General features: G+C 67.1%; 20 protein-coding genes. All 20 read right to left on the bottom strand.

Features of this window, described 5'->3' with window-relative positions:
* Window positions 1-2: 2 nt before the first annotated feature.
* Window positions 3-644 carry an ATP phosphoribosyltransferase gene (hisG, locus tag ACAM54_RS05600; protein ID WP_021005882.1) on the bottom strand — a complete coding sequence of 214 codons (642 nt, stop codon included), beginning with the start codon at window positions 642-644 and terminating at the stop codon, window positions 3-5.
* Window positions 641-1,930, bottom strand: a complete 1,290-nt coding sequence (gene murA, locus ACAM54_RS05595; protein ID WP_369650084.1) for a UDP-N-acetylglucosamine 1-carboxyvinyltransferase — start codon at window positions 1,928-1,930, stop codon at window positions 641-643. Before murA ends, hisG begins: the two co-directional genes overlap by 4 nt.
* 37 nt (window positions 1,931-1,967) lie before the next feature.
* Complete coding sequence (locus ACAM54_RS05590) at window positions 1,968-2,210, bottom strand: BolA family protein (RefSeq protein ID WP_012746311.1); 243 nt, start codon at window positions 2,208-2,210, stop codon at window positions 1,968-1,970.
* A 19-nt stretch (window positions 2,211-2,229) separates the two neighbouring features.
* Window positions 2,230-2,985, bottom strand: a complete 756-nt coding sequence (locus ACAM54_RS05585; protein ID WP_369650950.1) for an ABC transporter permease — start codon at window positions 2,983-2,985, stop codon at window positions 2,230-2,232.
* Window positions 2,986-2,990: 5 nt separating this feature from the next.
* Entirely contained in the window at window positions 2,991-3,938 is a 948-nt protein-coding gene (locus ACAM54_RS05580; protein WP_124957422.1) for an ABC transporter ATP-binding protein, read from the bottom strand.
* An 87-nt stretch (window positions 3,939-4,025) separates the two neighbouring features.
* The gene (locus ACAM54_RS05575; RefSeq protein ID WP_124957423.1) at window positions 4,026-4,298 is read right to left on the bottom strand and encodes a lipid asymmetry maintenance protein MlaB; all 273 of its coding nucleotides are present in this window, start codon (window positions 4,296-4,298) and stop codon (window positions 4,026-4,028) included.
* Between the two features lie 4 nt (window positions 4,299-4,302).
* Entirely contained in the window at window positions 4,303-4,962 is a 660-nt protein-coding gene (locus ACAM54_RS05570) for a phospholipid-binding protein MlaC (RefSeq protein ID WP_145741035.1), read from the bottom strand.
* Window positions 4,963-5,145: 183 nt separating this feature from the next.
* Window positions 5,146-5,892 (bottom strand): VacJ family lipoprotein, encoded by a 747-nt coding sequence (locus tag ACAM54_RS05565; RefSeq protein WP_369650083.1) that lies wholly within the window; start codon window positions 5,890-5,892, stop codon window positions 5,146-5,148.
* A complete protein-coding gene (gene mlaD / locus ACAM54_RS05560; RefSeq protein WP_012746305.1) occupies window positions 5,889-6,380 on the bottom strand; it encodes an outer membrane lipid asymmetry maintenance protein MlaD in 492 nt (163 codons plus the stop codon). The genes ACAM54_RS05565 and mlaD overlap by 4 nt, the downstream gene beginning before the upstream one ends.
* Window positions 6,381-6,418: 38 nt before the next feature.
* Window positions 6,419-7,201, bottom strand: a complete 783-nt coding sequence (gene mlaE / locus ACAM54_RS05555; RefSeq protein WP_145741031.1) for a lipid asymmetry maintenance ABC transporter permease subunit MlaE — start codon at window positions 7,199-7,201, stop codon at window positions 6,419-6,421.
* Between the two features lie 82 nt (window positions 7,202-7,283).
* Window positions 7,284-8,144, bottom strand: coding sequence for an ABC transporter ATP-binding protein (locus ACAM54_RS05550; protein ID WP_145741028.1), 861 nt, complete (start codon window positions 8,142-8,144; stop codon window positions 7,284-7,286).
* Window positions 8,145-8,209: 65 nt separating this feature from the next.
* Window positions 8,210-9,688 carry a glutamate synthase subunit beta gene (locus tag ACAM54_RS05545; RefSeq protein WP_369650082.1) on the bottom strand — a complete coding sequence of 493 codons (1,479 nt, stop codon included), beginning with the start codon at window positions 9,686-9,688 and terminating at the stop codon, window positions 8,210-8,212.
* Between the two features lie 34 nt (window positions 9,689-9,722).
* The gene (locus ACAM54_RS05540) at window positions 9,723-14,471 is read right to left on the bottom strand and encodes a glutamate synthase-related protein (protein ID WP_145741025.1); all 4,749 of its coding nucleotides are present in this window, start codon (window positions 14,469-14,471) and stop codon (window positions 9,723-9,725) included.
* Between the two features lie 183 nt (window positions 14,472-14,654).
* The gene (locus ACAM54_RS05535; RefSeq protein WP_369650081.1) at window positions 14,655-15,350 is read right to left on the bottom strand and encodes a transposase; all 696 of its coding nucleotides are present in this window, start codon (window positions 15,348-15,350) and stop codon (window positions 14,655-14,657) included.
* A 34-nt stretch (window positions 15,351-15,384) separates the two neighbouring features.
* Entirely contained in the window at window positions 15,385-16,269 is an 885-nt protein-coding gene (locus ACAM54_RS05530; protein WP_192323045.1) for an SAM-dependent methyltransferase, read from the bottom strand.
* Window positions 16,266-16,841 (bottom strand): DUF1415 domain-containing protein, encoded by a 576-nt coding sequence (locus ACAM54_RS05525; protein ID WP_369650080.1) that lies wholly within the window; start codon window positions 16,839-16,841, stop codon window positions 16,266-16,268. The genes ACAM54_RS05530 and ACAM54_RS05525 overlap by 4 nt, the downstream gene beginning before the upstream one ends.
* Window positions 16,838-18,094: a CynX/NimT family MFS transporter gene (locus tag ACAM54_RS05520; protein WP_369650079.1), complete on the bottom strand. Its 1,257-nt coding sequence runs from the start codon at window positions 18,092-18,094 to the stop codon at window positions 16,838-16,840. Before ACAM54_RS05520 ends, ACAM54_RS05525 begins: the two co-directional genes overlap by 4 nt.
* The gene (locus tag ACAM54_RS05515; protein WP_369650078.1) at window positions 18,091-19,221 is read right to left on the bottom strand and encodes a deoxyguanosinetriphosphate triphosphohydrolase; all 1,131 of its coding nucleotides are present in this window, start codon (window positions 19,219-19,221) and stop codon (window positions 18,091-18,093) included. The genes ACAM54_RS05520 and ACAM54_RS05515 overlap by 4 nt, the downstream gene beginning before the upstream one ends.
* A 22-nt stretch (window positions 19,222-19,243) precedes the next feature.
* Window positions 19,244-20,356, bottom strand: a complete 1,113-nt coding sequence (aroB, locus tag ACAM54_RS05510) for a 3-dehydroquinate synthase (protein ID WP_145741013.1) — start codon at window positions 20,354-20,356, stop codon at window positions 19,244-19,246.
* A gap of 31 nt (window positions 20,357-20,387) precedes the next feature.
* Window positions 20,388-20,936 carry a shikimate kinase gene (locus ACAM54_RS05505; RefSeq protein ID WP_145741012.1) on the bottom strand — a complete coding sequence of 183 codons (549 nt, stop codon included), beginning with the start codon at window positions 20,934-20,936 and terminating at the stop codon, window positions 20,388-20,390.
* Between the last annotated feature and the right edge of the window lie 5 nt (window positions 20,937-20,941).

Genomic DNA, 20,941 nt, shown 5'->3' with positions numbered 1-20,941 from the left:
GTTCAGGCGGAAGGAATGGCCGACGCGAAGGCGTCGATGATGCGGCGGATCGGCTCGCGCTTGAGCTTGAGCGCGGCCTGGTTGACCACGAGGCGCGCGCTGATGTCCATGATGCGCTCGACCTCGACCAGGTGGTTGGCCTTGAGCGTGCTGCCGGTCGAGACCAGGTCGACGATGGCGTCGGCCAGGCCAGTGAGCGGTGCGAGCTCCATGCTGCCGTAGAGCTTGATCAGGTCGACGTGCACGCCCTTGGTGGCGAAGAAGTCGCGCGCCAGGCCCACGTACTTGGTGGCGACCCGAAGGCGCGAGCCCTGCTTCACGGCCGAGGCGTAGTCGTAGTCGGCGCGCACTGCCACGCTGAGGCGGCAGGCCGCGATGCGCAGGTCCAGCGGCTGGTACATGCCCTGGTTGCCGTTTTCGAGCAGCACGTCCAAACCGGTCACGCCGAGGTCGGCGCCGCCATACTGCACGTAGGTGGGCACGTCGGAGGCGCGCACCAGCACCACGCGCACGTCGGGCCGGGTGGTGGCCAGGATCAGCTTGCGCGATTTTTCGGGGTCTTCGGTGACCTCGATGCCGGCCGCGGCCAACAGCGGCATCGTCTCTTCGAAGATGCGGCCTTTCGAGAGCGCCAGGGTGATCATGCGGCGGCTCCCGAAATGCGTTCGATGTCGGCGCCCAGGCCGCGCAGCTTGGCTTCCATGCGGTCGTAGCCGCGGTCCAGGTGGTAGATGCGGTCGACCAGCGTCTCGCCCTCGGCCACCAGGCCGGCGATCACCAGGCTGGCCGAGGCGCGCAGGTCGGTCGCCATCACGGTGGCGCCCGAGAGCTGCTGCACGCCCTCGACCATCGCCACCTTGCCCTCGACGTGGATCGTCGCGCCCAGGCGCACCATCTCGTTCACGTGCATGAAGCGGTTCTCGAAGATGGTCTCGGTGACCATCGAGGCGCCGCGCGCGATCACGTTCAGGGCCATGAACTGGGCCTGCATGTCGGTCGGGAAGCCCGGGTATTCGGTAGTGCTGAAGCTCTGCGCCTTGAGGTGCTCGCAGGCCGGCGCGCTGGAGCTGATGCGCACGCCGCCTTCTTGCGCCGCGACGGTGCAGCCGGCGTCGCGCAGCTTGTCGATCACCGCGTCCATGTGGTCGGCCCGTGCATGGCGCAGGAACACGTCGCCGCCCGTGGCCGCAACGGCGCACAGGAAGGTGCCGGCCTCGATGCGGTCGGCCACCACGGCGTGCTCGCAGCCGTGCAGCCTCTCCACGCCCTGGATGCGGATGTGGCTGGTGCCGTGGCCCTCGATCTTCGCGCCCATGCGGATCAGCATTTCGGCCAGGTCGACGATCTCGGGCTCCTGCGCGGCGTTTTCGAGCAGCGTTTCGCCCTCGGCGAGCGCCGCCGCCATGAGGAAGTTCTCGGTGCCGGTGACGGTGACCATGTCGGTCAGGATGCGCGCGCCCTTCAGGCGGGTGCGCCCGGCCGGCAGGCTGGCGATCATGTAGCCGTGCTCGACCACGATCTCGGCGCCCATCGCCTGCAGGCCCTTGATGTGCTGGTCGACCGGCCGCGAGCCGATGGCGCAGCCGCCCGGCAGCGACACCTTGGCACGGCCGAAGCGCGCGAGCAGCGGACCCAGCGCCAGCACGGAGGCGCGCATGGTCTTCACCAGTTCGTAGGGCGCCTCGGGGTTGCTGAGGTCGCCCGCATCGAGCCGCACCGTGCCGTTGTCGTCGCGCTCGGCCGAAACGCCCATGTTGCGCACCAGCTTGAGCATGGTCGACACGTCCTGCAGGCGCGGCACGTTGTGCAGCGTCACGGGCTGGTCGGTCAGGAGCGCGGCGCACAGTTCCGGCAAGGCTGCGTTCTTGGCGCCGGAAATGAGTACCTCGCCGCGGAGCTGGCGCCCGCCGCGAATCAGAAGTTTGTCCATCGAATTTCCAGCGAATCAGGGCCCGGGGGCCGGAGAGTTATTTTTCCAACGCCGCCCATTCGGCCGGCGTGTAGGTCTTCATCGAGAGCGCATGCACCTCGTCGGTATGCATTTTCGCACCCAGGGTCGCGTAGACCCGCTGATGGCGCTGAATCGCGCGCTTGCCCTCGAATTCGGCCGAGACGATGGTGGCGTACCAATGCCGGCCGTCGCCTTCGAGCGTGATGTGCTCGCAGGGAAGGTGGGACTGGATCAGGGCCTGGAGTTGTTCGGCGGTCATGGGGATCTGGAAAAAGCGGTCAACCGCGGATTTTGTAGCCGATGCGCAGCAGGTGGACGGCAATGGCGCTCACCACCAGCCAGGCCGCGCCGACGATGCCCAGGCTGAGCCAGGGCGAGGCGTCGCTCACGCCGAAGAAGCCGTAGCGGAAGCCGTCGATCATGTAGAAGAACGGGTTCAGGTGGCTCACGCCCTGCCAGAACGGCGGCAGCGAGCCGATGGAATAGAAAACGCCCGAGAGAAAGGTCATGGGCATGATCAGGAAGTTCTGGAACACCGCCATCTGGTCGAACTTCTCGGCCCACAGGCCGGCAATGAGCCCCAGGGTGCCGAGCATGGCGGAGCCCAGCAGCGCGAAAACGAGAATCCAGACGGGCGCAACGAAGCTCGGCATGGCGAAGAACATCGTGACCACGAACACGCCGAGCCCCACGGCCAGCCCGCGGATTACCGACGAACCCACGTAGGCAAAGAACCAGCCCCAGTGCGACAGCGGCGTGAGCAGCACGAACACCAGGTTGCCCATGATCTTGCTCTGGATGATCGACGACGAGCTGTTGGCGAAGGCGTTCTGGAGCACGCTCATCATCACGAGGCCCGGCACCAGGAAGGCGGTGTAGCCGACCGAGCCGTAGACCTTCACATGGTCTTCGAGCACATGGCCGAACACCATCAGGTAGAGCAGCGCGGTGAGCACCGGCGCGCCGACGGTCTGGAAGCCGACCTTCCAGAAGCGCAGCGTTTCCTTGTAGAGCAGCGCGTGCCAACCCGTCACGGCCATCATCTTGCAACCTCCAACGGCGTCTGCTCGCCCGCCATCAGGTCGATGAACACGTCTTCCAGGTCGGCCTTGCGCATTTCCACGTCTTCCACTGCGACGCCGGCTTCGCGGATCGCGGCCAGCAGTTGTTCGACTTCATGGGCGTTCTGCGCCGGCAGCTGCACGATGCGCCCGGTGATGCGCGCATGCTGCGCGATGGCCCAGGGCAGCATGGCGTCGGTCTTGAAGCGCAGCACGTTGCTGGCGGCCGACTTCAGGAGCTCGCTGGTGCGGTCCAGGGCGATCACCTTGCCGAGCTTGAGCATCGCGATGCGGCTGCACAGCGCCTCCGCCTCTTCGAGGTAGTGGGTGGTCAGCAGCACGGTGCTGCCCTCTTTGTTGAGCCTGGCGACGAACTGCCAGAGCGTCTGGCGCAATTCGACGTCGACCCCGGCGGTGGGCTCGTCCAGCACGATCACGGGCGGCTTGTGCACCAGCGCCTGCGCCACCAGCACCCGGCGCTTCATGCCGCCCGAGAGCTGGCGCATGTTGGCCGTGGCCTTGTCGGCCAGGCCCAGGCTTTGCAGCAGCTCGTCGATCCAGGGCTCGTTGTTCTTGATGCCGAAGTAGCCCGACTGGATGCGCAGCGATTCGCGCACGTTGAAGAAGGGGTCGAACACCAGCTCCTGCGGCACGATGCCGAGCTGGCGCCGGGCCTCGGCATAGTCGCGCTGCACGTCGAAGCCATGGACGCTGATGGCGCCGGCCGTGGGACGGGACAGGCCGGCCAGCATGCTGATGAGCGTGGTCTTGCCCGCGCCATTGGGCCCGAGCAGGCCGAAGAACTCGCCCGGCTCGATCTGGAAGCTGACCTCGTCGACGGCGCGCAGCCCCTGCTTGCCTTGGGCCCGCTGCTGTCTGGAGGGAGGGTAGGTCTTGGAGACCGATTGGAATGAGATCGCGGGCATGGGAGCCGGCGATTTTACGGGCCCGCCCCGCAGGCCGCTTGGCGGCGGCCGGATGCCCTGACGCGGCCGCTGCCGGGCCGCCTGCGGTCAGGGCGCCGCCGGCAGAAGCCCCGCGATGCCGTAGAGCGCAGCCAGTTCGCGCAGCCGCGGCGAAAGCCCCTTGACCGCGAAGCCCCGGCCGAGCGCGCTCGATTCGCGGCGGCACTCCAGCAGCACCGCCAAGGCCGAGGAATCGAACTGCGCGAGCGCGCTGGCGTCCACCACCGTGGATGTGTCGGTCTGCCCCGTCAGCCCCTGCTGCAGCATGCGCATGCAGGCCGGGGCTTCATCGTGGGTGAGTTTGGAGGGCAGGACCAGCATGGCCTCAGCTCTTGCCGTTGTTGCCCTTGTTGCGCGCCGCCAGCGCTGCAATCAGGCCGTCGATGCCGCGGGCGTTGATTTCCTGCGAGAACTGGGTGCGGTAGGTGTCGACCAGCCAGACGCCCAGCACATTGAGGTTGTAGACCTTCCAGCCGCCGCCCTGGCCGGGCGTTTTCTCGAGCCGGTAGTCGAGCTGCACCGGATCGCCCCGGCCCTTGACCTCGGTGCGAACCAGCACCTCGGTATCTTCAGGCGACCCGCGGAACGGGCGCACCGTGACCGTCTGGTCGCTCACCTGGTCGAGCGCGCCGGCATAGGTGCGCACCAGCAGGGTCTTGAATTCTTCCTGCAGCTTCTTCTGCTGCTCGGGCGTGGCCTGGCGCCATGCCGGGCCGACGGCGGAGGCCGTCATGCGCTGGAAGTTGACGTTGGGCATGATCTTGCTGTCGACCAGCACCATGATCTTGTTGATGTCGCCCGCCTTGATGGAGGTGTCGGCCTTGATGGTTTCGAGCACGTCGGTCGACAAACGCTTCACCAGCGCGTCAGGCGCTTCGTCGGCGGCCTGCGCCGGACGCACGAAAGCCGTCGCGGCACCGAAGAGCAAGGCGCTGGCCAGAACCAGGCGGCCGAAGCCGCGTCGTTTCAAGATCTTGTTGTTCATGACAATCCCTTCGAGTTTGAAAATCTGCAGGCGGGCGGAGGCCGCGCCTCCTGCAAAGAACGTGTTCGACAGGTTCCCAGCCGACCGGGTTCCTGAAGCGCAGGTGAAGCCTTGAAACCGGATGCAAGCGGGAAAACCACTTGTCCGGCTGCGAAAAGCCCCTCTTCCGCGCCTTTTTGTATTTTATTTTCCGCCTTCGTCGTCAGGCGGATTGCCGTCGTAGACGTCGTTGCGGCGATGCTGCAGGAAGGCGTCGCGCGTGAAGGTGTACTTGTCGAGCGCCGCATCGTCGAGCAAACGGCCGGCGCGCAGGTACTTCGCCCGGGTATCGACAGCCTCTAGGAAAGACAGCGAATTGCGCCAGGCCACGTCGTTCATGTTGCCGAGCACGCTGCCGGCGCGGTCCACCGGCAATGCGGCCGTATCGCGCAGGGTCGACGGGCCGAACACCGGCAGCACCACGTACGGTCCGGCGCCCACGCCCCAGCGGCCCAGCGTCTGGCCGAAATCCTCTTCGTGGCGGTCGATGCCCGCCTCGGTGGCAATGTCGAGAAGGCCGCCGAGCCCGAACAAAGTGTTGACATTGACCCGCATGAAGGTCTCAGCACTGTTCTGCAGCTTGAGCTGGGCCACGCTGTTGACGAAGCTCCAGACGTCGCCCAGGTTGCCGAAGAAATTGCCCACGCCGGTGCGCACCATGGAAGGCAGCACGCGCTGGTAGGCGGTGGCCACGGGCACGAGCACGGCCTCGTCGACCGTGTCGTTGAAGCGGGTGATGCCTCGGTTCATGGGCTCGAAAGGGTCGGCCGGATTGGCCCCGGGGCCGGTTGCGCATCCCGCGATGAGCGAAAAAGCGGCGGCTGCACCCGCCCAGCGGGCGTATTTCGCTATTTTATTGATAGCAAATGGCGAAAAAAAGCTTGTTTTCATTTCTTGTTGGCTGTTCCCGGCGTCGAAGTGTTTCCTTCGGCCGCCTTGCTGTAGAGGAACTGGCTGATCAGGTTTTCCAGCACCACGGCCGACTGGGTCGAGGTGACGGTGTCGCCGGCTTGCAGGTTCTTCTCCTCGGCGCCCGCCTCGATTCCGATGTACTGCTCGCCGAGCAGGCCACTGGTCAGGATCTTGAGCGAGCTGTCCTTGGGAAAACTGTAACGGTTTTGCAATGCCAGTGTGACGCTGGCCTGAAAAGACTTGTCGTCGAACGAGATGGATTCCACGCGGCCGACCACCACGCCGGCGCTCTTGACCGCCGTTTGCGGCTTGAGGCCGCCGATGTTGTCGAAACGCGCGGTGACGTTGTAGGTCTTCTGGAAATTCAGGCTCAGCAGGTTGGCCGACTGCAGCGCGAGGAACAGCAGCGCCGCGCCGCCGATCAGCACGAACAGGCCGACCCAGATGTCGTTGTTGGAACGTTGCATGGTTTGCACTCTCTAGAACGATTGGAGCCGGAGCTCCTTCAAATACTGAACATCATGGCCGTGAGCAGGAAGTCGAGCCCGAGCACCGAGAGCGACGCCATCACCACCGTGCGCGTCGTCGCGCGCGACACGCCTTCGGGCGTTGGCTGGGCCTCGTAGCCCTGCAGCAGCGCGATGAAGGTCACGGTGAAACCGAACACGATGCTCTTGATCACGCCGTTGCCCACGTCGCGCCAGACGTCGACGCCGCCCTGCATCTGGCCCCAGAACGCGCCCGGGTCGACACCCAGCATCAGCACGCCCACCACGTAGCCGCCCATGATGCCGACCGCGCTGAACACGGCCGCCAGCAGCGGCATCGTGATCACGCCGGCCCAGAAACGCGGCGCAAGAATGCGCTGCACCGGGTCGACCGCCATCATCTCCATGGCGCTGAGCTGCTCGCCGGCCTTCATGAGGCCGATCTCCGCGGTGAGCGAAGTGCCGGCACGCCCCGTGAACAGCAGGGCCGCCACCACCGGCCCGAGCTCGCGCACCAGGCTCAGTGCCACCAAAAGTCCGAGCGCCTCGGACGAGCCGTAGCGCTGCAGCGCGTAGTACATCTGCAGGCCCAGCACGAAGCCGACGAAGAGCCCCGACACCGCAATGATGGCCAGCGAGTAGTTGCCCAGGAAATGGATCTGGTCGCGCACCAGGCCGAAGCGCTGCAAGCTTCGTGCCCCCCGCACCAGCAGGCGCAGGAACAGCTTGGCGCCGTAGCCCAGGTCGGCCAGCTTGCTGCGCACGGCAAAGCCGATGTCGGCGGGGTTCCACCAGCTCATGGCTGCCCCCACGCTCGGCACTTCGTGTCCTCGCTGCCCCCCGAGGGGGTCTTCGCTTGCTGGGGGCGGTCCATCGCTGCGCTCATGCCTGCCCTCCTCCATTGCCGAAATCTTCCTCGATGCCGACAACGGGGTAGTGAAAGTGCACCGGCCCGTCGGGCAGTGCATTGACGAACTGATGCACCAATGGATCGGCGCTCTCGCGCACCTCTGCAGGCGTGCCCTGCGCAGCGATGCCGCCGTTGGCCAGGATGATCACGTGGTCGGCGATGCGGAAGGTTTCCTCGAGATCGTGCGACACGACGATGCTGGTCAGCCCCAGCGTGTCGTTGAGCTGGCGGATCAGCCGCGCGGCCGTGCCGAGGGAAATCGGGTCGAGGCCGGCAAAGGGTTCGTCATACATCACGAGGTCGGGATCGAGCGCAATGGCGCGCGCGAGGGCCACGCGCCGCGCCATGCCGCCGGACACCTCGCTGGGCATCAGGTCGCGCGCGCCGCGCAAGCCCACCGCGTCGAGCTTCATGAGCACGATGTCGCGCACCAGCGCTTCCGAGAGCTGCGTGTGCTCGCGCAGCGGAAACGCGACGTTGTCGAACACGCTCATGTCGGTGAACAGGGCCCCGAACTGGAACAGCATGCCCATGCGGCGCCGCGCCTTGTACAGCCCGGCAGCATCGAACCTGCCGACGTCCTGGCCGTCGAAAAGCACCTCGCCGCGCTGCGCCCGCTGCTGGCCGCCGATGAGCCGCAGCACGGTGGTCTTGCCGCCGCCCGAGGCGCCCATCAGCGCCGTCACCTTGCCGCGCGGCACGGCAAACGACACACCGCCGAGGATCGCCCGCGCGCCGTAGCCGAACGAAACGTCGCGGAATTCGACAAAGGGGTGTGGCGGTGGTGCGGCTGATTCCATCTCAATAAAAAAGCCGGGCACCTTCTCAGGCATCCCGGCATGCGGTTTCCGCGAATGATAGCGGGGCCGTGGCCGGCCCCGCAAAACTGAAACAAAAATCAGCGCGGCAGGTCGCTGAAACCCATCAGGAACTCATCCACCGAGCGCGCAGCCTGGCGCCCTTCGCGAATCGCCCACACCACCAGCGACTGGCCGCGGCGGATGTCGCCTGCAGCAAACACCTTCGGCACGTTGGTGGCATAACCACCAACGAAGTCGACCGTGGCCTTGGCGTTGCCGCGGGCATCCTTCTCGACGCCGAAGGCCTCCAGCACGTTGGCCACCGGGCTCACGAAGCCCATCGCGAGCAGCACGAGGTCGGCCTTGAGGATCTGCTCGCTGCCGGCCACTTCCTGCATGCGGCCGTCCTTCCACTCGACCCGCACGGTCTTCAGGCCGGTGACCTTGCCTTTTTCGCCGATGAACTCCTTGGTGGAAATGGCGAACTCGCGCTCGCAGCCTTCCTCGTGGCTGGAGCTGGTGCGCAGCTTGATCGGCCAGTAGGGCCAGGTCAGCGGGCGGTTTTCTTCCTCGGGCGGCTGCGGCATCAGTTCGAACTGGGTGACGCTGGCCGCGCCATGGCGGTTGCTGGTGCCCACGCAGTCGGACCCGGTGTCGCCGCCGCCGATCACGATGACGTGCTTGCCGTCGGCGCGCAACTGGCCCTTGACCTTGTCGCCTGCGTTGACGCGGTTCTGCTGGGGCAGGAACTCCATCGCGAAATGAATGCCGTCGAGATCGCGGCCCGGCACCGGCAGGTCGCGCGACTGCTCGGCGCCGCCGGTCAGCAGCACGGCGTCGAACTCCTTCTGCAGCTGCTCGGGCGTGACGGTTTCCTTGGCCAGGTTCGTGACCTTGGAGCCCTTGCCCAGCGGGTCCTTGGCGGCACCGACGATGACGCCGGTGCGGAAGCTCACGCCTTCGGCCTTCATCTGCTCGACGCGGCGGTCGATGTGCGTCTTCTCCATCTTGAAGTCGGGGATGCCGTAGCGCAGCAGGCCGCCGATGCGGTCGTTCTTCTCGAACAGCGTCACATCGTGGCCGGCGCGCGCGAGCTGCTGCGCGGCCGCCATGCCGGCCGGGCCCGAACCCACCACCGCCACCTTCTTGCCGGTCTTGTGCTTGGCAACGCGCGGCGCCACCCAGCCTTCGTCCCAGGCGCGGTCGATGATGGCGTGTTCCAGCGACTTGATGCCGACCGGGTCGTCATTCACGTTGAGCACGCAGGCGGCCTCGCAGGGCGCGGGGCAGATGCGGCCGGTGAATTCCGGGAAGTTGTTGGTCGAGTCGAGCACCGCGAAGGCGTTCTGCCAGTCGTTGCGGTACACGAGGTCGTTGAAGTCCGGAATGATGTTGTTGACCGGGCAGCCGCTGTTGCAGAACGGCGTGCCGCAGTCCATGCAGCGCGCGCCCTGCACCTTGGCCTGCTCGGGCGTCAAGGCAACGACGAATTCCTTGTAGTGCTTGATGCGCTCCTCGACGGGCTTGTAGCCCTCTTCGATGCGCTCATGCTCCATGAAGCCGGTGATCTTTCCCATCGTGCTTTCCTCTGTTCTTCGTTTTCGTTGCCGCTCAGACCGCAGCCGTCGCGGCCGGCGCGACCAGCGCATGCGGCTCCAGGCCCATGTGCGCGTTGTTGCCGCTGCTCGTGAGTTCGACCTTGCGGTCGTGCAGTTCTGCGAGCGCACGCTTGTACTCGTTCGGGAACACCTTGACGAACTTGGTGCGCGACACGGCCCAGTTGTCGAGCAGTTCGCGCGCGCGCTTGCTGCCGGTCCAGCGGTGGTGCTCTTCGAGCAGCTTCTTGAGCTGGGCCTCGTCGGTCTCGCCACCATGCCAGACCTTGCGGTGCATGCTCGCCGTCTGCTCGGCCGAGGTCAGCACCTTGTCGAGCGACACCATCGAGAGATTGCAGCGCGTGGCGAACTGGCCGTCCTCGTCGTAGACGAAAGCCACGCCGCCGCTCATGCCGGCCGCGAAGTTGCGGCCCGTCTTGCCGAGCACCGCAACCGTGCCGCCCGTCATGTATTCGCAGCCATGGTCGCCCGTGCCTTCAACGACCGCCGTGGCACCCGAGAGGCGCACGGCAAAACGCTCGCCGGCCACGCCGCAGAGGTAGGCCTCGCCGGTGGTCGCGCCGTAGAGCGCGGTGTTGCCCACGATGGTGTTGCGCACCGCTTCGCCGCGGAAATCGAGGCTCGGGCGCACCACCACGCGGCCGCCCGAGAGGCCCTTGCCGGTGTAGTCGTTGGCATCGCCGATCAGGTAGAGCGTGATGCCGCGCGCCAGGAAGGCGCCGAACGACTGCCCGCCCGTGCCCTCGAGCTGGATGCGGATCGAATCGTCGGGCAGGCCCTGCGGATGCACCTTGGTCAGTGCACCCGACAGCATGGCGCCCACCGAGCGGTTGACGTTGCGCGCCACCTCGATGAACTGCACCTTCTCGCCGCGCTCGATGGCCGGACGCGACTTCTCGATGAGCTTGACGTCGAGCGCGCGCTCCAGGCCGTGGTCCTGGTTTTCGACGTGGAAGCGCGGCACCTCGGCCGGCACGTTCGGCAGCGCGAACAGGCGGCTGAAATCGAGGCCCGAGGCCTTCCAGTGCTCGATGCCCTTGCGCATGTCGAGCAGGTCGGCGCGGCCGATCAGGTCGTCGAACTTGCGGATGCCGAGCTGGGCCATGATCTGGCGCACTTCCTCGGCCACGAAGAAGAAGTAGTTGACGACGTGCTCGGGCTTGCCCGAGAACTTCTTGCGCAGGATCGGGTCTTGCGTGGCCACGCCCACCGGGCAGGTGTTCAGATGGCACTTGCGCATCATGATGCAGCCCTCGACCACCAGCGGGGCCGTGGCAAAGCCGAACTCGTCGGCGCCCAGCAGCGCGCCGATGGCGACGTCGCGGCCGGTCTTCATCTGGCCGTCGGCCTGCACGCGGATGCGGCTGCGCAGGCGGTTGAGCACCAGCGTCTGCTGCGTTTCGGCCAGGCCGATTTCCCACGGGCTGCCCGCATGCTTGATCGACGACCAGGGCGATGCGCCCGTGCCGCCGTCATGGCCGGCGATCACCACGTGGTCGCTCTTGCACTTGGCCACGCCGGCCGCGATGGTGCCCACGCCGATTTCGCTCACCAGCTTGACGCTGATGCTCGCGTGCGGCGCGGCGTTCTTCAGGTCGTGGATCAGCTGCGCCAGGTCTTCGATCGAGTAGATGTCGTGGTGCGGCGGCGGCGAGATCAGGCCCACACCCGGCACGGCATAGCGCTGCTTGCCGATGTATTCGGTGACCTTGCCGCCGGGCAGCTGGCCACCCTCGCCCGGCTTGGCGCCCTGCGCCATCTTGATCTGGATCTGGTCGGCCGAATGCAGGTACTCGGCCGTGACGCCGAAGCGCCCCGACGCCACCTGCTTGATGCGCGAACGCAGCGAGTCGCCGTCCTTCAGGGGCAGGTCGACCTCGACGTTGGCCGCGCCGATCACGCTCTTGAGCGTGTCGCCCTGCTTGATCGGGATGCCCTTGAGCTCGTTGCGGTAGCGCGCCGGGTCTTCGCCGCCTTCGCCCGTGTTGCTCTTGCCGCCGATGCGGTTCATGGCAATGGCGAGCGTGGAGTGCGCCTCGGTGCTGATCGAGCCGAGCGACATCGCGCCCGTGGCAAAGCGCTTGACGATCTCTGCAGCGGGCTCGACCTCGTCCACCGGAATGGCCTTGGCCGGATCCAGCTTGAACTCGAACAGGCCGCGCAGCGTGAGATGGCGGCGGTTCTGGTCGTTGATGAGCTGCGCGTATTCCTTGTAGGTGTTCCAGTTGTTGGCGCGCGTGCTGTGCTGCAGCTTGGCGATGGCGTCGGGCGTCCACATGTGCTCTTCGCCGCGCGTGCGCCAGGCGTATTCGCCGCCGGCGTCGAGCATGTTGGAGAGCACCGGGTCGTCGCCGAACGCGGCCTTGTGCATGCGGATGGCTTCCTCGGCGATCTCGAACACGCCGATGCCCTCGACGCGGCTGGCGGTGCCGGTGAAGTACTTGTTGACCGTCTCGGTGTTCAGGCCGATGGCTTCGAACAGCTGCGCGCCGCAGTAGCTCATGTAGGTGCTGACACCCATCTTCGACATGATCTTGGACAGGCCCTTGCCGATCGCCTTGACGTAGTTGTAGACCGCCTTCTCCGCGCTCATGTCGCCCGGCAGGTCGGCGTGCATGGCCGCCAGCGTTTCCATGGCGAGGTAGGGATGCACGGCTTCGGCGCCGTAGCCCGCGAGCACGCCGAAGTGATGCACTTCGCGGGCCGATCCGGTTTCGACGACGAGGCCGGCCGTGGTGCGCAGGCCTTCACGGACCAGGTACTGATGGACAGCGGAGAGAGCCAGCACGGCGGGAATCGCCACCTGCGTCGGGCTCACGCCGCGGTCGCTCACGATCAGGATGTTGTGGCCGCCCTTGATGGCATCCACCGCTTCGGCACAGAGCGACGCCAGCTTGGCTTCGACGCCCTCGTAGCCCCAGGCGAGCGGATAGGTGATGTCGAGCACGTAGCTCTTGAACTTGCCCTGCGTGTAGGTGCCGATGTCGCGCAGCTTGGCCATGTCGGCGAAGTCGAGGATCGGCTGGCTCACTTCGAGCCGCATCGGCGGGTTGACCTGGTTGATGTCCAGCAGGTTGGGCTTGGGGCCGATGAAGGACACCAGCGACATCACGATCGCCTCGCGGATCGGGTCGATCGGCGGGTTGGTCACCTGCGCGAACAGCTGCTTGAAGTAGTTGTAGAGCGGCTTGTTCTTGCTGGAGAGCACGGCCAGCGGGCTGTCGTTGCCCATGGAGCCGATGCCCTCTTCGCCGGCCTGCGCCATCGGGCTCATCAGGAACTTGATGTCTTCCTGGGTGTAGCCGAAGGCCTGCTGGCGGTCGAGCAGCGCCACCTGCGAGAGCGGCGCGGGCACCGGCTCGGCCTCGACGCTGTCGAGCTTGATGCGCAGGTTCTCGATCCACTGCTTGTAGGGCTTGCTGTTGGCGAGGGTGGCCTTGACCTCCTCGTCGTCGATCATGCGGCCCTGCTCCAGGTCGATCAGGAACATCTTGCCGGGCTGCAGGCGCCACTTGCGCACGATCTTCTGCTCGGGCACGGGCAGCACGCCCGATTCGGAGGCCATGATGACCAGGTCGTCGTCGGTCACGCAGTAGCGCGAGGGGCGCAGGCCGTTGCGGTCGAGCGTGGCGCCGATCTGGCGGCCGTCGGTGAACACGATGGAGGCCGGGCCGTCCCACGGCTCCAGCATGGCGGCGTGGTATTCGTAGAACGCGCGGCGGCGCGGGTCCATGGTGGCGTGCTGTTCCCAGGGCTCGGGAATCATCATCATCACGGCCTGGCTGATGGGGTAGCCGGCCATCGTCAGCAGCTCGAGGCAGTTGTCGAAGGTGGCGGTGTCGGACTGGCCGGCGAAGCTGATCGGGTAGAGCTTCTGCAGGTCGGCGCCCAGCACGGGCGAGGACATCACGCCTTCGCGCGCCTTCATCCAGTTGTAGTTGCCCTTGACCGTGTTGATCTCGCCGTTGTGGGCGACATAGCGGTACGGGTGGGCCAGCGGCCACTCGGGGAAGGTGTTGGTGGAGAAGCGCTGGTGCACCAGGCCGAGGGCCGAGACGCAGCGCTTGTCCTGCAGGTCGAGGTAGTAGGTGCCGACCTGGTCGGCGAGCAGCAGGCCCTTGTAGACCACGGTGCGGCTCGACATGCTCGGAACGTAGTATTCCTTGCTGTGCTTGAGCTTCAGGCGCTGGATGTTGGCGCTGGCGGTCTTGCGGATCACGTAGAGCTTGCGTTCCAGCGCGTCCTGCACGATCACGTCGTTGCCGCGGCCGATGAACACCTGGCGCAGCAGCGGCTCCTTGGCACGCACCGTGGGCGACATCGGCATGTCGCGGTTCACCGGCACGTCGCGCCAGCCCAGCAGCACCTGGCCTTCGGCCTTGATCGCGCGTTCCATTTCCTGCTCGCAGGCTTCGCGCGAGGCGTGTTCCTTGGGCAGGAAAATCATGCCGACGCCGTATTCGCCCGGCGGGGGCAGCGCCACGCCCTGCTTGGCCATTTCCTCGCGATAGAGGCGGTCGGGCAGCTGGATCAGGATGCCGGCGCCGTCGCCCATCAGCTTGTCAGCGCCCACTGCGCCGCGATGGTCGAGGTTCTCGAGGATCTTCAGGCCCTGCAGCACGATGGCATGGCTCTTCTCGCCCTTGATGTGCGCGACGAAGCCGACGCCGCAGGCATCGTGCTCATCGGCACCGGAATACAGACCGTGTTGTTGGAGATGTTCGATCTCGGCAGCCGTCGTCATGGCGCACTCCTTCAGTTTTTCGCAGGGAAGAGAAGGATATTGCGATGCACAAAGAATGCCAAACACTTTAAATGGGGTCAGATTCTAATTAAATCCCGACTCTTATGGTCAGAATAAAATTAGGGACATATCAATAAAGATAGCAAAGACTCCCCTCGAAGTACTGCGCTGGGAAGCTTCAGCTCAGGAATCGGACGCCGCCGGCGGACGCCCGGCCTTGGCTTTGGCAACGCGGCGTTCGGTCGCTTTCTGAAGCGACGCAAGAAAATCCGCATCGCCGGCTGCCCAGCCCCGCAAGGTGGCCTCGGTCAGCGTGCCCTGGTCGGCCGCACGCACGCCGCCGCGCACCAGTTCGACGTACGCCGCCTCGCGGGCAAAGGGGGTGTTGCCCAGCTCCCAGTAGAGCGGATGCGGCGTCAGCAGCCTGTCATGCCGCAGGCCTGCGTAATGCCCATGGCTGGACCATGGAAAGTCGCGCGCGTCCGACACCATGCCGGCCCGCACGGGGTTCAGGTCGATGTACGCCATGCAGGTCAGCAGATAGCGGTCGGTCTGGATCAAGGTCGATCGGTAGCGCCCTTCCCACAGGGTGCCGCTGCGACCGTGGCGGTCGTTGAAATAGCGCACGTAGCTGCGCCCCACCGCCTGCATGAACTGCGGCAGCCCGGTGGCCGTGTCGGGCGTGGCCAGCAGATGGAAATGGTTGTCCATCAGCACGTAGGCATGCAGTGCCACGCCGAAGCGCGGGGCCGCGTCCGCCATCAGGCCGAGCAGCCGCTCGTGGTCGGCGCGGTCGATGAAGATGGCCTGGCGGTTGTTGCCGCGCTGGATCACGTGGTGTGGCAGGCCGGGGAGCGTGAGACGGGGCAGACGGGCCATGGCGTGACGTGACGCTATGCGCTTTGGAGGGAGCTCAGTGCAGGCGGAACCGCGTCTCGCCCAGAGTGTCGAGCCCGAACTGCGACAGCAGTTCGCCGAGCCGCGCCGCCGCACCGGCCTTGCGCTGCCCGGTGTGGCGCGCCAGGATCAGCTCGTTCTTCATGCTGTGCTCCCAGCCCACCAGTTCGGTGACGGTGACGCTGTAGCCATGGGCCTCGAGGTACAGGCAGCGCAGCACGTTGGTGAGCTGGCTGCCGATTTCGCGCGTGTGCAGCGGATGGCGCCAAAGCTCGGCCAATGGCGTGCGCGACAGGGCCAGCGCCTTGGTTTCGCGCAGGCAGGCCGCCACCTCGGCCTGGCAGCAGGGCACCAGCACCATGCAGCGCGCCTTCTTCGCGAGCCCGAAGGCGATCGCGTCGTCGGTGGCCGTGTCGCAGGCGTGCAGCGCGGTGACCACGTCGATGCGCTCCGGCAGCTCGCTCGCCTGGGCCGACTCGGCCACGGTGAGGTTCAGGAAGGACATGCGGTCGAAGCCGAGCTGGCGTGCCAATGCGCGCGATTTCTCGACCAGTTCACTGCGCGTCTCGATGCCGTAGACGTGGCCACCCTGGCGCGAGCGGAAGAACAGGTCGTAGATGATGAAGCCCAAGTACGACTTGCCGGCGCCATGGTCGGCCAGCGTGGCTTCCGCGCCGCCGCCCGGCAGTTCGCGCAGCAGCTGCTCGATGAACTGGAACAGGTGGTAGACCTGCTTGAGCTTGCGCCGCGAATCCTGGTTGAGCCGGCCTTCGCGCGTGAGGATGTGTAGCTCCTTCAAAAGCTCGATGGACTGGCCGGGCCGCAGGACCTCCGCCAGTTCGGCCTCGGCCTTGGCGGTCTTGGCCGTCTTCACGGCCCTGCTGGTTGCTTGCGCGCTCATGGCCGGGCGCTCCCCGGGCCTACATCCAGCGCGGCCCAGCCATCCGGCCCCAGCGCTTCAAGCGTCTCGATGTTGCGTTCGAAAATGGCTTCGGCCTCGGGAAAGGCCTCGACCGCGCGGCTCACGCTGTCTTCGCGCAGCAGGTGCAGCGTGGGGTACGGCGCGCGGTTGGTGGCATTGCCAATGTCGTCGGCCTCGGTACCTGCAAACTGGAACCGCGGATGAAAGCTCGCGAGCTGAAACACGCCGTCGAAACCCGCGCGCGCGAGCCGGCGTTCGGCGCGCGCCGTGAAGTCGTTGAAGTCCAGAAAATCGGCCAAGGTGTTGGGTGCTATCAGCAAGGTGGTGTCGCGCACGGAGGCATCGAGCGCGGCGAGTTCATCGGCCTCTGCCAGGAGCATGTCGATCAGCGCGGCTTCGTCGGTGGGCAGGTACACGGCATAGCGGATCTGCGCCTTCGCGTGCACCGCTTTCGCGAACGGGCACAGGTTGAGACCGATCACCGCGCGTTCGAGCCAGCGCCGCATGTCGGCTTCGGCCTGGATGGCATCGATTGTCGCCGGACCGGTCATGCCACCTCCGCCGCAGGGCGAATTTTGCCGAGGCGCCGCGCCAGGGCCATGCCCGCCAGCGAACATGCGAGCGTGGCAGTCCAGGTCCAGTGCCAGCCGCCGGCGCGCAGCGCCACCCAGGCCACCGCCGGCGGCGCCAGAAACTGCCCCAGCGAAGACGCCTGCTGCATGAGCCCGACGGTGGTGGAAACCGTGGACGGGCCCGGCGCCAGCCGGACACCGAGCAAAAACAGGGTCGCCGGCACCATGCCGCCGCCGAGCGAAAAGACGCAGATCGCGGCGTAGCGAAGCACCGGCGGCAGGCCGAATGCGTCGGCGCCCTGCCCCACCTGCGCGAAGGCCGCAAGACCGCCCAGCGCCATGGCCAGGAAACCCGCCTGGAGCAGGCGCTCGGGCGCGACACCGCGCTGCAGCCAGCGGCCGCCCGCGACGTTGCCGACGATGTTCATCGCGGCCGCCGCCGCAGTGAGCACCGCGCCCCAGCCGGCCGGTACGCCGGCACCGGCATAGATGGCCGGAAGAAAGCCGATCACCGCCATCCACTGGGCCGAATACACGGCAAAGGTCAGCGCGATCATCCAGGGAGCGCGTGCGCCGACCGTGGCGCGCAGGCGCGACGGCCAGCCGCCGGCCATGCCGCCAGCCGCACGAAACGCGTCCGCGGGCACCGCCAGCCACAACCAGAGCGCCGCCGCGGCCGACACGGCCGACAGCGTCCACCACCAGTCGGCCCATCCGCCCCAGGCGATCAATGCGGGCCCGAAAAGCAGCGCAAGCGCAACACCGAGCGGCATGTAGGCGCCCCAGACGCCCAGCGCGGCCTTGTCCGCACCAGCAGGGGTCAATGCGCGGATCAGCCCCGGCCCCGGCATGACCGCCAGCAGAAAGCCGATGCCTTCGAGCGCGCGCAGGCCGAGCAGCCATTGCACCGCAAAGGCGCCGCCCAGGAGCCCCGCGCCGACGGCGCCGCCCAACAGGCTCGCTACCGTCAGCACCACGAGGCCGGTCAGCATGCTGCGGCGCAGGCCGATCGTGTCGGCCGCGAGTCCGGCGATCAGTCCCATGCTCATGCTCGCCACCTGCACCAGCGACAGCAGGAACCCGGCCTCGACCAGGTCGATGCCGAGCGACGCCTGCAGCGCCGGCACCGCGGGCGGCAGCTTGCCCAGGTGCAGCGCGGCGCTGACGCCGCCGAGCACCACGGCAAAGGCGGCGGCGGGAACGCGCGCGGAGGCGATGGCCGCAGAATTCATGAAATCCCCCGCCGGCCGGTCAGCCGTTCATGCTCGCGCATGGCGAAGCGGTCGGTCATGCCGGCGATGTAGTCGGCCACGGCGCGATGCCGGTCGTGGCGGTCCGCGTAGGAAACGGGCATCTCGGCGCCGCGCTCCAGATAGGCCTCGAACAATTCCCGCACCACCTGCTGCGCCTGGTCGGTGGTCTGCCTCACCTGCGGATGGCGATACAGGTTGCGGAACAGGAAGGTCTTGAGCTCGTTGGATTGCGCCTGCATGGTTTCGCTGAACGCAACGAGCGGCGGCGCGTTGCGCACACCGTCGGCATCGACCGGCTTCGCGGTTTCCAGGGCCGCACGGGTGGCGTCGATCACATCGTAGACCTGGGCGCTCAGCATGCGCCGGATGGTTTCGTAGAGCACGCGCCGCCCTTCCAGCCGGGGGTACTCGGCCAGCGCTTCGCGGCGGTAGCGCTCGAACAGCTCCACCTCGCCGAGCTGCTCGACGTTGATGAGCCCCGAGCGCACGCCGTCGTCGATGTCGTGCGCGTTGTAGGCGATCGCGTCGGCCAGATTGCAAAGCTGCGCCTCGAGGCCCGGCTGCGTGCGATCGAGGAAGCGACGCGCCACGCCGTTCGGCTCGCCGGCCTCCAGGCGCTCGGCATTGGCGCGCGAGCAGTGCTTGAGGATGCCCTCGCGCGTCTCGAAGCTGAGATTCAGGCCGTCGTACTGCGGATAGCGGTGCTCCAGCGCATCGACCACGCGCAGGCTCTGCAGGTTGTGCTCGAAGCCGCCGTGGCCTTCCATGCAGGCGTTGAGCGCGTCCTGCCCCGCATGGCCGAACGGCGTGTGGCCAAGGTCGTGCGCGAGGGCGATCGCCTCCACCAGATCCTCGTTGATGCGCAGGGCCCGTGCGATGGAACGGCCCAGCTGCGCGACTTCGAGCGAATGCGTGAGCCGGGTGCGGAACAGGTCGCCTTCGTGGTTCAGGAAAACCTGCGTCTTGTAGACCAGCCGCCGGAACGCGGTGGAATGCACGATGCGGTCGCGGTCGCGCTGGAAGGCGTCGCGCGTGGGCGCCGGCGGCTCGGCATGGCGCCTCCCGCGCGAGCGCGCGGGGTGGCAGGCATAAGCCGCGAGGCTCATCGGTGCACCCTCGGCGCCGCGCTCATTCCGCCTGGCAGCACCGCGCGAGCACTTCGCGCACCAGCGCATCGGGCGCGCTGCTGACGGCAGCGGAGCCCGGTTTGTCGATCACCACGAAGCGGATCTCGCCGGCTTCGGATTTCTTGTCGACCCGCATCAGTTCGAGATAGCGCTCCGCTCCCAGCGCGGGGCCGACGGTCGGCAGGCCGGCACGCCCGATCAGCCGCGTGAGCCGTTCGACGAACGCCGCATCGACGCCGCCGAGCCGCTGCGACAGGTGCGCCGCCATCACCATGCCGCAGCCGACCGCTTCGCCATGCAGCCACTCGCCGTAGCCCAGGCCCGACTCGATCGCATGGCCGAAGGTGTGGCCGAAGTTCAGGATGGCCCGCAGGCCGGTCTCGCGCTCGTCCTGGCCGACGACCAGCGCCTTGATCTCGCAGCTGCGCTTGACCGCGTAGGCGAGTGCCGCCGGCTCGCGCGCCACCAGCGCGTCGACATTCGCCTCGATCCAGTCGAAGAAAGCCATGTCGTGGATCGGACCGTACTTGATGACCTCGGCCAGGCCCGCGCTGAGCTCGCGCGGCGGCAGCGTCTGCAGCGTGCCCAGGTCGCACACCACCAGCTGCGGCTGGTAGAACGCGCCGATCATGTTCTTTCCGAGCGGGTGGTTGATGGCGGTCTTGCCGCCGACCGACGAATCGACCTGCGCCAGCAGCGTGGTCGGCACCTGCACAAAGGGTACGCCGCGCATGTAGCTGGCGGCGGCAAAGCCCGTCATGTCGCCCACCACGCCGCCGCCCAGGGCGAACAGCACGGTCTTGCGGTCACTGCCGTGGCCGAGCAGCGCATCGAAGATGAGGTTCAGGGTCTCAAGGTTCTTGTGCACCTCGCCGTCGGGCAGCTCGAGCAGGTGCACGGTGCGGAAGCGCCCGGCCAACGCCGCTCGCAAGGCCTGGGCGTAGAGCGGCGCCACCGTGGTGTTGCTGACGACCAGCGCACTGGCGGCCGCGGGCACGGCGGCGAAGCTCTGGGGGTCGTCCAGCAGGCCGGCGCCGATCAGGATCGGGTAGCTGCGTTCGCCGAGCTGGATGTCGACGCGTTCTGGCGGTGCGGAGGGTGCGGGCAATGGCATGCAGCGAGTTTAGGCGCTGCGCGCCGGCGCTTCAGTCGGAGGGCTCTTCGGGCGGCGTGCCCGCGGCCACGATGCCGGCGAGCTCCAGCTGCATCACGATGATGTTCACCAGCATGGTGATCGAGGGGCGGCCGGTGTCGACCACCTCGTGGGCCGTCTCGCGATAGAGCGGATCGCGGGCATCGTGCAGTTCGCGCAGCCGCCCCAGCGGATCGGCCACCTGCAGCAGAGGCCGCTTGACGTCGTGGCGCAGGCGCCGGAACAGGTCTTCGGGCGAGGAGCGCAGGTAGATCACATGGAAGTGGTCGCGCAGCTGCCGGCGGTTGGCCTCGCGCAGCACGGCGCCGCCACCCGTGGCCAGCACGCCGTGGGGCCGGACGGCGAGGTCTGCGATGACGGCCTGCTCGAGGTCGCGGAAGGCGATTTCGCCCTCGCGCTCGAAGTAGTCGCGGATCGAGCAGCCGATGCGCTGCTCGATCACGTGGTCGGTGTCGACGAAGGGAAGGTCCAGGCGTGCGCCCAGGCGCCGGCCCACTGCGGACTTTCCGGCGCCGGGCAACCCGACGAGTGCGATCGCCACGCGGT

Source organism: Variovorax sp. V93, assembly GCF_041154485.1.
GTDB classification, from domain to species: domain Bacteria; phylum Pseudomonadota; class Gammaproteobacteria; order Burkholderiales; family Burkholderiaceae_C; genus Variovorax; species Variovorax beijingensis_A.
Note: the sequence above shows the minus strand (reverse complement) of the source record. Positions and strands in the feature narration are given on the sequence as shown.